The 11,130-nt window shown below is 71.2% G+C and carries 10 protein-coding genes; 6 read left to right on the top strand and 4 right to left on the bottom strand.

What is annotated here, in order from left to right:
• The first annotated feature begins 40 nt into the window (after positions 1-40).
• Positions 41-802, top strand: a complete 762-nt coding sequence (locus ACFV9H_RS14100; protein WP_385397440.1) for an endonuclease/exonuclease/phosphatase family protein — start codon at positions 41-43, stop codon at positions 800-802.
• A 350-nt stretch (positions 803-1,152) separates the two neighbouring features.
• On the opposite strand, the gene ACFV9H_RS14095 is transcribed toward ACFV9H_RS14100, so the two are convergent.
• Positions 1,153-1,719, bottom strand: a complete 567-nt coding sequence (locus tag ACFV9H_RS14095) for a hypothetical protein (protein ID WP_385397416.1) — start codon at positions 1,717-1,719, stop codon at positions 1,153-1,155.
• Positions 1,712-2,491 carry an alpha/beta hydrolase gene (locus ACFV9H_RS14090; RefSeq protein WP_385397438.1) on the bottom strand — a complete coding sequence of 260 codons (780 nt, stop codon included), beginning with the start codon at positions 2,489-2,491 and terminating at the stop codon, positions 1,712-1,714. The genes ACFV9H_RS14095 and ACFV9H_RS14090 overlap by 8 nt, the downstream gene beginning before the upstream one ends.
• 157 nt (positions 2,492-2,648) lie before the next feature.
• Here ACFV9H_RS14090 and ACFV9H_RS14085 point away from each other — a divergent pair, with 157 nt between their 5' ends.
• The 3 genes from ACFV9H_RS14085 to ACFV9H_RS14075 are packed head-to-tail and all read left to right on the top strand — an operon-like array spanning position 2,649 to position 5,347.
• A complete protein-coding gene (locus tag ACFV9H_RS14085) occupies positions 2,649-3,392 on the top strand; it encodes a lysophospholipid acyltransferase family protein (RefSeq protein WP_385397414.1) in 744 nt (247 codons plus the stop codon).
• A gap of 60 nt (positions 3,393-3,452) precedes the next feature.
• A complete protein-coding gene (gene macS, locus ACFV9H_RS14080; protein ID WP_385397412.1) occupies positions 3,453-4,667 on the top strand; it encodes a MacS family sensor histidine kinase in 1,215 nt (404 codons plus the stop codon).
• On the top strand, positions 4,667-5,347 hold the full coding sequence (locus tag ACFV9H_RS14075; RefSeq protein ID WP_385397410.1) for a response regulator: 681 nt from the start codon (positions 4,667-4,669) through the stop codon (positions 5,345-5,347). The genes macS and ACFV9H_RS14075 overlap by 1 nt, the downstream gene beginning before the upstream one ends.
• Here the strand turns inward: ACFV9H_RS14075 and ACFV9H_RS14070 are convergent.
• The gene (locus tag ACFV9H_RS14070; protein WP_385397408.1) at positions 5,344-6,744 is read right to left on the bottom strand and encodes an RNA-guided endonuclease InsQ/TnpB family protein; all 1,401 of its coding nucleotides are present in this window, start codon (positions 6,742-6,744) and stop codon (positions 5,344-5,346) included. The genes ACFV9H_RS14075 and ACFV9H_RS14070 overlap by 4 nt on opposite strands.
• 146 nt (positions 6,745-6,890) lie before the next feature.
• Here ACFV9H_RS14070 and ACFV9H_RS14065 point away from each other — a divergent pair, with 146 nt between their 5' ends.
• Both ACFV9H_RS14065 and ACFV9H_RS14060 read left to right on the top strand, forming a co-directional pair.
• On the top strand, positions 6,891-7,919 hold the full coding sequence (locus tag ACFV9H_RS14065) for a 6-phosphofructokinase (RefSeq protein ID WP_385397406.1): 1,029 nt from the start codon (positions 6,891-6,893) through the stop codon (positions 7,917-7,919).
• Between the two features lie 78 nt (positions 7,920-7,997).
• Positions 7,998-8,990: a 2-hydroxyacid dehydrogenase gene (locus ACFV9H_RS14060; protein WP_385397404.1), complete on the top strand. Its 993-nt coding sequence runs from the start codon at positions 7,998-8,000 to the stop codon at positions 8,988-8,990.
• Positions 8,991-9,140: 150 nt separating this feature from the next.
• Here ACFV9H_RS14060 and ACFV9H_RS14055 read toward each other — a convergent pair whose 3' ends face one another.
• Positions 9,141-11,009, bottom strand: coding sequence for an anthranilate synthase family protein (locus tag ACFV9H_RS14055; RefSeq protein ID WP_385397436.1), 1,869 nt, complete (start codon positions 11,007-11,009; stop codon positions 9,141-9,143).
• Positions 11,010-11,130: the final 121 nt, after the last annotated feature.

The raw sequence follows: 11,130 nt of genomic DNA, 5'->3' as shown, positions 1-11,130 counted from the left end.
CCCCTTGGGGGAGCGGCGGGCGGCCGCATATCTTGCGGGCATGGACCAGTTGCTGCCCTCGCTGCCGAAGTCCCGTACGGAGCCCGACGGTTCTGCCGTGATCCGGGTCCTCAGCTACAACATCCGCTCGCTGCGCGACGACGAGGACGCGCTGGCCAGGGTCATCCGGGCGTGCGAGCCCGACCTGGTCTTCATCCAGGAGGCGCCGCTGTTCTTCCGGTGGCGCAAGCACGCCGCCAGGCTCGCCGCGAAATCCGAACTGGTGGTGCTGAGCGGCGGGGCGACGGCGGCCGGGCCGCTGCTGCTGTGCTCGCTACGGGCCTTCGTGGAACGCACCGAGGACGTGCTGCTCCCGCTGACCCCCGGCCTGCACCGGCGGGGCTTCGCCACGGCGGTGGTCCGCTTCGCGGGGGCCCGGGTCGGGGTCGTCAGCACCCACCTGTCACTGGACACGGCCGAACGCGGGGCGCAGGTGGAGCTCCTCCTGGACCGGGTCGCGTCGATGGACGTGCCGTACGCGATCGCGGCCGGTGACGTGAACGAACCCGCGGGGGGCCCGGCCTTCAGCCGGCTCTCCGAGACCCTCCAGGACTGCTGGACTGTCGCCCCGTGGGGCGGCGAACAGACCTTCCCGGCGGCGGCGCCGGACCGGCGGATCGACGCGGTGTTCGCGACGCGGGGGGTGGAGGTGCTGGCCTGCGGTGTCCCTGCGGGCCTGCCGGGGATCTCCTCCGCGGACCTCGTCTCGGCCACGGACCACCTCCCGGTCCTGGCCGCCCTCCACCTCCCCGCTGCGCGGTAGCCCCACAGGTCCGGCGCGCCGCCGCTGCGGGGGCGCTGCCCCCGGACCCCCGCGCCTCAAACGCCGGCGGGGCTGGAATTGCCGCTGCGCGGCAACCCAGCCGCGCCGGGCAGGCGGCATCAGCCGAAATCCAGCCGCTCCGGCGTTTGAGGAGCCGGGGGGGGAGCCCCGGTCTTTGAGCCGCGCCAGGCAGGCGGCATCAGCCAAATCCAGCCTCGCCGGCGTTTGAGGCGCGGGGGTCCGGGGCGGAGCCCCAGGGCCTCGGGCGGAGCCCGCGGGTGCTTGCACGGGTCCGGGCGGAGCCCGGGGGGCAATTCCAGCCCCGCCGGCGATTGAGGCGCGGGGCCGGCCTACACGACGGCGCCGCGCCCCGGGTCGTCGTCATCGTCGTCGCCCTGCGCCATCCGCCCGACGAGCGTCGCGAAACCGCCCAGGAAGCCGCCGATGCCCAGCGTCGTCAGCCACCAGGTCATCTCCCACTGCAGCAGCACCGCCAGGAGCAGCAGTACCGGGCCGCCGACCACCGCGAGCCACGCGAACTTCGACGTGGTGTCCGCCTCCGGCAGCTCGGGGTCCGGGGGGACGAAGTGGGCCTCGTCCTCCGTCGGCTCTGCCGGCGTGTGGTCCCGCGGACCCGAGCCGGGGCCCGTGCCCATGCCGACGCCCGGGGCGAAGACCACCGAGCTGCCCAGAGCCGGCGCGGCCGGGGGCTCGGGCTCGGCCTCGGCCTTCGGCTCCGCGTCCGGCGGCAACGGCTTCACGTCCTCCTCCGGCAGCAGCAGGTTCTCGATCGGCCGGAACGGCCTGGCCCCCGGCGGGTCCGGCGGCTCCTGCCCGTACCCGGCGACGATCGCCGCCCACGCCGCTTCCTCGTCCAGCGGCGGAACTCCGCCCGACTGTTCCTCGTGCTCAGCCACCCGCCTCCGCCCCCTCCCTGCCCACGCTCTCCGCCAGCCGGCCGACGAACGCAAAACTGTCCGCGAAGATCCGCTCCGCGTCGTGGTCCAACGTCGCGACGTGGTAGCTCTGTTCCAGCAGGGTCTCGGTGACGTCCCTCGAAGAGATCCGGGCCAGGATCCGCGCCGAGTCGACCGGCGGTACGACATGGTCCCGCGGGCTGTGCAGCAGCAGCACCGGCTGCGTCACCTGCGGCAGCTCGGCGTCCACCATCTGCAAGAACTTCCGCAGCGAGTGCGCGGCGCGGGTCGGGACCCGGTCGTATCCGACCTCCTCCGAGCCCGGCTTCGCGATGTCGCTGGCGATGCCCGGCGTCGACCGGATGAAGTGCTTGGCGACCGGAAGGGCGACGGCCAGCGGGTCGTGCACCTTGTTGGCGGGGTTGACCAGGACGAGGCCGCTGATCGCGTCCCCGTGCTTGGACGCCAGCCGCAGGGTGAGCGCACCGCCCATGGACAGCCCGAAGACGAAGACCTGCTCGCACCGGTCCAGCAGCTCGCGCAGCGCCCGGTCCACCTCCGCGTACCAGTCCTGCCAGCCCGTGAGCTGCATGTCCTGCCAGCGCGTCCCGTGCCCGGGCAGCAGCGGCAGGGACACCGTGAGCCCCTTCCCGGCGAGATACTCGGCCCAGGGACGCAGCGACTGCGGGGAACCGGTGAAGCCGTGGCAGAGAAGGACGCCGACCTCTCCGCCCTCGTGGCGGAACGGCTCGGCTCCAGGGAGGACGGGCACCAGGGTCTCCTTGATCATGATTTACATCAGGTGGGTGCGTTGCTCTGTGTGACTTCACCGTACGCGACCGGGCCGGCACCGACCAGGGTCGTCGGGGCCGCTGCCGGGGGAGCCAGGGGATAAGGTCTGTTCGACAGGACACAGGAAGGTTTTCGAGTTGATCTACGGCGCAATGAAGTTCTCCATCGGCGGGTCCCTGAAGCTCGCTTTCAGGCCGTGGGTGGAGGGCCTGGAGAACATTCCCGCCGAGGGGCCGGCGATCCTCGCGAGCAACCACCTGTCCTTCTCCGACTCCTTCTTCCTGCCGGCCGTGCTGGACCGGAAGGTCACCTTCATCGCGAAGGCGGAGTACTTCACCTCCCCGGGCGTCAAAGGCAAGCTGACGGCCGCCTTCTTCAAGGGCGTCGGCCAGCTCCCGGTGGACCGCTCCGGTGCCCGCGGGGCCGGCGAGGCCGCCATCAAGAGCGGCATCGAGGTCATCGAGCGCGGGGAGCTGTTCGGTATTTACCCCGAGGGGACGCGTTCACCCGACGGTCGGCTCTACCGGGGCAAGCCCGGCGGGCTGGCCCGGGTGGCCCTGGCCACCGGCGCGCCCGTGATCCCCGTGGCGATGATCGACACGGAGAAGATCCAGCCGCCCGGCAAGGTGGTCCCCAAGCTGATGCGCCCCGGGATCCGGATCGGCAAGCCGCTGGACTTCAGCCGCTACCGCGGCATGGACGGCGACCGCTTCATCCTGCGCTCGGTGACCGACGAGGTCATGTACGAGATCATGAAGCTGTCCGGCCAGGAGTACGTCGACATCTACGCGACGGCGGCCAAACGACAGATCGCCGACGCGGAGAAGGCCGAGAAGGCCGAGAAGGCCGAGAAGGGCGACCAAGGCGACAAGACGGAGTAGGGCGGGCGGCGTTACCGCCCGCGGCAAGGGAAACGGCAGCGGCGGGGCGGGGTGGGGAAGATGGCGAAACGCGAACGCGTCGTGCGCATGTCGGTCGAGCAGCCGCTCTGGCGCGCCCTGACGGCGTACCGACTGCTGACCATGCTCTACGCGGTGCTGCTGTTCGCCTCCGCGTACAAGCGGTTCGACCAGCCCCGGGTCGCGATCGGCTACCTCGCCGGCCTCGCCGTGTGGACCCTCGCCACCTCCTCCAAGGTGGCGAACGCCGCCAGTTGCACCAAGCGCTTCCTCTGCGCCGACCTCACCGTCGCGCTCGTCGGGATAGTGCTCACCCCGGTCGCCGACACCCACGCGCGGATCGCGGCGGGCGGCCCCACCCTCCCCAGCATCTGGACCGCAGGCTCCGTCCTCGCCTTCGCCCTCAAGGGCGGCTGGCGTTGGGCCGGCTTCGCCTCCACCTTCGTGGCGGTCGCCAACATCGCCATCCACGGCGGCGACCCCACCCGGGACACCCTGCACAACGTCCTGCTCGTGTGGGTCGCCTCCATCGCCATCGGCTACGTCGTCGAGGTCGCCCGGGCCAGCGAGGCCACCCTGGCCCGCGCCCTGGAGATCGAGGCCGCCACCCGCGAGCGCGAGCGCCTCGCCCGCGACATCCACGACGGGGTCCTCCAGGTCCTCGCCATGGTCCAGCGGCGCGGCACCGAACTGGGCGGCGAGGCCGCCGAGCTGGGCCGGATGGCGGGCGAACAGGAGGTGGCACTGCGCACCCTGGTCTCCAGCGGGCTGGTGCACCCCTCCCGGATCTCCCGCGACGAGTCGCTCGGCGCGCTGGTGGACTCGTACGAGGTGGAGGAGCCCGGCGCCGACGAGGGCGAGGTCGATCTGCGGACGCTGCTCGCCCCGCACGCCGGATCCCGGGTGAGCTTCGCCGAACCGGGCACCCCGGTCGAGCTGCCGGTGCCCGCCGCGAAGGAACTGGCCGCGGCGGTCGGCGCCGCCCTCGACAACGTGCGCAAGCACGCCGGGGAGGGAGCCAGGGCCTGGATCCTGGTCGAGGACTGGGGCGACGAGGTGATCGTGACCGTCCGCGACGACGGCCCGGGCATCCCGGCGGGCCGGCTCGACCAGGCCGAGGGCGAGGGACGGATGGGCGTCGCCCTGTCCATCCGCGGCCGGCTGCGCGACCTCGGCGGCACCGCCGAGCTGGTGTCCGTCCCCGGACAGGGCACCGAAGTGGAACTGAAAGTACCCAGGGGGAGGACGGGCAAGTGATGAACGAGACGAGCGGGCTGCAGGAGATCAAGGTGATGGTCGTCGACGACCATCCGATGTGGCGGGACGCGGTCGCCCGCGACCTGGCCGCTGCGGGCTTCGACGTGGTGGCCACCGCCGGCGACGGTCCCGAGGCCGTCCGCCGGGCCGGAGCGGTCACCCCGCACGTCCTGGTCCTCGACCTCAACCTGCCCGGCATGCCCGGCGTCCAGGTCTGCAAGGAACTGGTCGGCGCCAACCCGGCGCTGCGGGTCCTCGTCCTGTCGGCGAGCGGCGAACACGCGGACGTCCTGGAGGCGGTGAAGTCCGGCGCGACCGGCTACCTGCTGAAGTCGGCCGGCGCCCAGGAGCTGATCGACGCCGTCCGCCGCACGGCCGCGGGCGACCCGGTCTTCACCCCCGGCCTGGCCGGACTCGTCCTCGGCGAGTACCGCCGCCTGGCCACCGACCCGGCGCCGACCGCCTCGGACGACCGGCACGCCCCGCAACTGACCGACCGGGAGACCGAGGTACTGCGACTGGTGGCCAAGGGGCTGTCGTACAAGCAGATCGCAGAGCGGCTGGTCATCTCCCACCGCACGGTGCAGAACCACGTCCAGAACACCCTGGGCAAGCTCCAGTTGCACAACCGCGTGGAGCTCGTCCGGTACGCCATAGAGCGCGGCCTCGACGACGCCTAGCCCGCCGATAGCCGGTCGAACATCGCACTTACTTCCTGTACTTCCCCGTCTGAGTGAACGGGTGTATGCAACGCCTGCGATTCCACCGGAATTGACCCCTCCAGCGCCCTTGCCGTGACCTGCGTCACCACTAGCGTGACTGTCATGGCGAAGGGAGATGCATTGACCTCCTCCCCTCCCTTGAGGAAGGGGATTCCTGCCCTTGCGGGCGGGGCTTCCTGCTTCACCGCGGACTGCCCCGGCCGAGAGGAGGACTCCCGTTGAGGTCTTGCGCCCGCTCCACAGGCAGTAACCGCCAGTCCGGCGGCCAGGAGATTGACTGCGGCGTTCCCATCTCGATCATGGTTCGTCCCGCAGTTCGTGCACATCCACTCGCGGACGTTGAGGGGCATCTCGTCGACGATGGTTCCGCAGACCGAGCACATGCGTGTGCTGGGGAACCATCGGTCGAGGATGATCAGCTCGCGTCCGTACCAGGCGGCCTTGTACTCCAGCATGTTCCGCAAGTCGCGCCACGCTGCATCGGTGATAGCGCGGGCGAGCTTGTGGTTCTTGACCATGTTGCGGACAGCCAGGTCCTCGATCACGAGCGTTTGGTTTTCGCGCACGAGTCGAGTCGTCAGCTTGTGCAGGTTATCCCGGCGACGGTCGGCGATCCGGGCATGGATCCTGGCCACCCGTGTTCGGGCCTTGGCCCGGTTGTTGCTGCCCTTCTCTTTCCGCGACAAGGCACGCTGGGCGCGCGCCAGCTGCGCCCGGTCCGTGCGTTCGGGTTTGGGGTTGGCGATCTTTTCTCCGGTCGAGAGGGTGATCAGGGACGTCAGTCCGGCATCAATCCCAACCGACGCCGTGGCAGCGGGCATCGGAGTCGGAGCGGCGTCGCAGAGCAGGGACACGAACCAGCGCCCGGCGGGGTCGCGCGAGACCGTGACAGTGGTTGGTTCCACACCTGTAGGCAGCGGCCGCGACCATACGACGTCCAAGGGCTCCGCCATCTTGGCGAGCGTGAGTCTGCCATCGGCGTAGCGAAACCCACTGCGTGTGTACTCGGCGCTCCCCTGTGCCTCCCGCTTCGACTTGAAGCGTGGGTACTGCGACCGCTTCCCCCAGAACCTGACGAAGGCCGCCTGCAGGTGCCTGAGCGCCCGCTGGAGTGGAACGGAAGACACCTCAGCCAGGTAGGCGAGTTCATCGGTCTTCTTCCAGACGGTGAGCAGTGCCGATGTCTGGGCATAGCCCACCCGCTTCCGGCTCGCCGTCCACGCGTCGCTGCGGACGGCGAGGGCCAGGTTGTAGACCTTCCGCACACACCCGAACGTTCGCGACAGCTCAACCGCCTGCGCGTCAGTCGGATAGAAGCGGTACCTGAATGCCTGCTTCACGGAGAAAGTACCCACGGCCCGGACGCTAGAGCCGGTCAGGTTTCGAACACAAGCACAGGTCAGAGCATCGTGCAGCGGCACGCCGCCGCTGCACGGCTCCGAATCGAAGATGCGTTTCCTTCCCTGGCCACAGCCGGGGCTTCCACACAAGGAGAGTTGGGATGAAGGTCGGAGTGCTGACCGGCGGCGGCGACTGCCCCGGGCTCAACGCGGTGATCCGGGGCGTCGTCCGCAAGGGCGAGCAGGAGTACGGCTACGGGTTCATCGGATTCAAGGACGGCTGGCGGGGCGCGGTCGAAGGCGCCACCGTCCCGCTGGACATCCCGGCCGTCCGCGGCATCCTGCCCCGCGGCGGCACCATCCTCGGCTCCTCGCGCACCAACCCGTTCAAGGTGGAGCACGGGGTGCGGCGGATCAAGGAGAACCTCGTCAAGTACGAGGTCGACGCGCTCATCGCGATCGGCGGCGAGGACACCCTCGGGGTCGCCGCCAAGCTGTACGAGGAGTACGGAGTCCCCTGCGTCGGCGTGCCGAAGACCATCGACAACGACCTGTCGGCGACGGACTACACCTTCGGCTTCGACACCGCCGTCGGCATCGCGACCGAGGCCATCGACCGGCTGCACACCACCGCTGAGTCGCACATGCGCGTCCTGGTCGTCGAGGTCATGGGCCGGCACGCCGGCTGGATCGCCCTGCACTCCGGGCTCGCGGGCGGCGCCAACGTCATCCTGATCCCCGAGCAGCGCTTCGACATGGACCAGGTGTGCGCCTGGGTGACCTCCCGGTTCAAGGCGAGCTACGCGCCGATCGTGGTCGTCGCCGAAGGGGCCATGCCCAAGGACGGGGACATGGTGCTGAAGGACGCCACCAAGGACTCCTTCGGGCACGTGCGGCTCTCGGGCGTGGGCGAGTGGCTCGCGAAGGAGATCGAGGCGCGGACCGGCAAGGAGGCCCGCACGACGGTGCTCGGCCACATCCAGCGGGGCGGCACGCCCAGCGCCTTCGACCGCTGGCTGGCGACCCGGTTCGGGCTGCACGCCATCGACGCGGTGCGCGAGAGGGACTTCGGCAAGATGGTCGCGCTCAAGGGGACGGACATCGTCCGCGTGCCGATCGTCGAGGCCACGGCGAAGCTGAAGACGGTGGACCCGGCGCTGTACCAGGAGGTCGGCGTCTTCTTCGGCTGAGCCGAGGGCCGGGCGGCGGCCGGGAGCCATGGGTCGTATGGTGACAAACGACCCATGGTCCGACCTGCGGGAGCAAGCGTGGAGATCCTGGCCTTCGGTGTGACCGCCGACGAGAAGCCCCTCCTGGAGGAGGCCTTCGCGGGGCAGCACGAGGTCCGCTGCCTCGACGTCTTCCTGAGCGAGGACACCGCACCGATCGCGGCCGGGTACGAGGTCGTGTCGTCCAGCGTGAACGCCGACCTGAACGGCCGGGTGCTGCGCGTCCTGGCGGCGGGCGGGACGAAGATGATCGCCCAGCGGTCCACCGGCTTCAACAACATCGACCTCGACGTGGCCCGGCAACTGGGCATGACGGTCAGCCGGGTCTCCTACTACTCGCCCTACTCGGTGGCCGAGTTCGCCTGGGCCCTGGCGATGGCCGTGAACCGGCGGATCGTCCGCGCGTCGAACCGGACCCGGGACTTCGACTTCCGCCTGAACGGGCTGATGGGCCGGGACATGCGCGGCCGCACGGTGGGCGTGCTCGGCACCGGCAAGATCGGCGAGGCCTTCACCCGGATCGCGCACGGCTTCGGCATGAACCTGCTGGGCTGGGACGTGGCGCAGAACCCGGCCTGCGTGGAGCTCGGCATGAAGTACGTGGACAAGGAGGAGCTGTTCGCCTCCTCGGACCTGATCAGCCTGCACGTGCCGCTGCTGGAGTCCACGCACCATGTCATCGACGGGGCGGCGCTGCGGCTGATGCGGGACGACGCGATCCTGGTGAACTCCAGCCGAGGCGGTCTGGTCGACACGGACGCGCTGGTCTCGGAACTGCGCGCGGGCCGCTTCGCGGGGGTCGGCCTCGACGTGTACGAGGCCGAGGCCGGGGTGTTCTTCCTGGACAAGTCCCTGGTGGCCGTGGAGGACGACACCCTGGCCCGGCTGGTGACCTTCCCGAACGTGGTGGTGACCTCGCACCAGGCGTACTACACGACGGACGCGGTGGGTCAGATCATCGACACCACGGTCGCCAACGTGGCCGACTACTTGGCGGGCCGCCGCTCCGAGAACACCCTGGTTCCTTCCTGACGCCGCGGGGTACGGGTGCCGCTGCGCGGAGCAGGTCCCCTACCCGCCCTTCCACCGTTCCCCGGGCTCTGCCCGGACCCGGTCCTCAAACGCCGGACGGGCTGGAACATCCAGCCTCGCCGGCGTTTGAGGCGCAGCGGCTGCGCCGGCCTACGCCGGGGCGGGGGTCGTCACGCCGGCCACCAGCTCGCGCAGCAGCTCCGCGCCGCGCAGGGTGAGAACCGACTCCGGGTGGAACTGGACCCCCGCGAACCCGCCCGCCGCGGAGCGAAGGGCGTGGACCTCGCCCGTCACGGGGTCACGGGAGACCTCCACACCATCAGGCTCGGCGCCGGCCTCGCACCGCGCGGTGTACGTGTTGTAGAAGCCGACCACCTCCTCCACCCCGAAGAGATCGATCCGCGTCTGCGCCCCCTGCGCCGGCTCCGCCTTGCGGATCAGCGGCAGTCCCAGCTCCGCCGCCAGCAGCTCGTGGCCCAGGCAGACCCCGAGCAGGCCGCCCCGGTGCGCGGCGAGGAGATCGGCCGCCAGCGCCCGCAGCATCCGCATCTTGGGGTCGGCCGCGTCCGCCGGGTTGCCCGGGCCGGGGCCCAGCACGATCGGGCCCTCCCAGGCCAGGGCCGCGGCCCGAAGGCCCGGATCGTCGTAGCGGCGTACGGTCACCTCCAGCCCCGCCACCCGCAGGACGTGGGCGAGCATCGCCGTGAAGGTGTCCTCGCCGTCGATCACCAGCGCGTGGCCGGTCGGCGCGGAGGGCTGCTCCTGCATCCGCAGCCAGAACGGCGCCAGGTCGGCCCGCCGCGCGCGCAGCGCGGCCTGCACCCGGGGGTCCTCGGCCAGCCGGGCCCCCTCGAAGGCCGGGCGGGGCGCCGCCGGCCGGACCCCGAGCGCCGCCAGTACCCCGGCGGCCTTCGCGTGGGTCTCCGCGACCTCGCCCGCCGGGTCGGAGTGCCGCACGAGCGTCGCGCCGACCGGCACCCGGAGGGTTCCGTCGGGGGCGATGTCGGCGGTGCGGATCAGGATGGGGGAGTCGAGGGTCTGAGAGCCCGCGGGGTCGAGGCCCAGCAGGGCCAGCGCGCCCGCGTAGTAGCCGCGGCCCCCGCTCTCGTACCGCTCGATCACCCGGCAGGCGTTCTGCACCGGCGAGCCGGTCACCGTCGCCGCGAACATCGTCTCGCGCAGCACCTCCCGTACGTCCAGCGAGGAGCGCCCGCGCAGCTCGTACTCGGTGTGCGCGAGGTGCGACATCTCCTTCAGGCGCGGTCCGACGACGACCCCGCCCCGGTCGCCGACCGTGCACATCATCTTGAGCTCCTCGTCGACCACCATCGACAGCTCCTCGGTCTCCTTGCGGTCGCCGAGGAAGGAGAGCAGCGAGTCCACGGTGGGACCGCCGGCCGGATGGCGGTACGTCCCGCTGATCGGGTTCATGACGACCGTGCCGCCGGACATCCGGACGTGCACCTCGGGGCTCGCGCCCACCAGCGTCCGCTCCCCGGTGTGGACCACGTACGTCCAGTACGCGCCCCGCTCGCCCTCCAGCAGTCGCCGGAACAGGGCCAGGGCGTCGGCCCGGCCGAAGCCGTCGATCCGGCCCTCGTAGGTGCGCCGGATGACGAAGTTCGCGCCCTCCCCGCGGCCGATCTCGTCCTCGATGACCCGCTCGACGGTGGCCGCGTACTCCTCGTCGGGGACGTCGAAGCGGCCCCCGTCGACCCGTACGGCGTGCGCGGGCAGCGCGGCCAGCGCCTCGGACAGCGGGATCTCGTACGCCTCGTCGGCGACGAGCACGCTCAGCGGCGTGCCGTCGTCGCGTACGTCGAATCCGCGCTCCCGGATCTGCCGGAAGGGGACCAGGGCGAGGGTGGGCAGCTCCCGGACGGGGAGGTCGGCGAGGCGCTCGGCCTCGTGGACGGGGCCGAGGAGCACCTCGACGGTGGCGTGGTCGCGGCCGGGGGTCCGCCGGCGCAGCAGGGCGAACGGCGGGCAGGAGTCGTCGAGCAGTCGGCTGATTGCCATGGACATGGGGCGGGTCGTCCTTCCGGTGGGAGGAGCGGCCCCGCGTCCCTGAAGAAACGCGGAAGGCCGCCCCTCGGGGCGGCCTTCGCGTCGGTAATGTCGTTTACGTACGCGTGAGGAG

The organism is Streptomyces sp. NPDC059874 (assembly GCF_042731135.1).
Lineage (GTDB): Bacteria > Actinomycetota > Actinomycetes > Streptomycetales > Streptomycetaceae > Streptomyces.
Note: the sequence above shows the minus strand (reverse complement) of the source record. Positions and strands in the feature narration are given on the sequence as shown.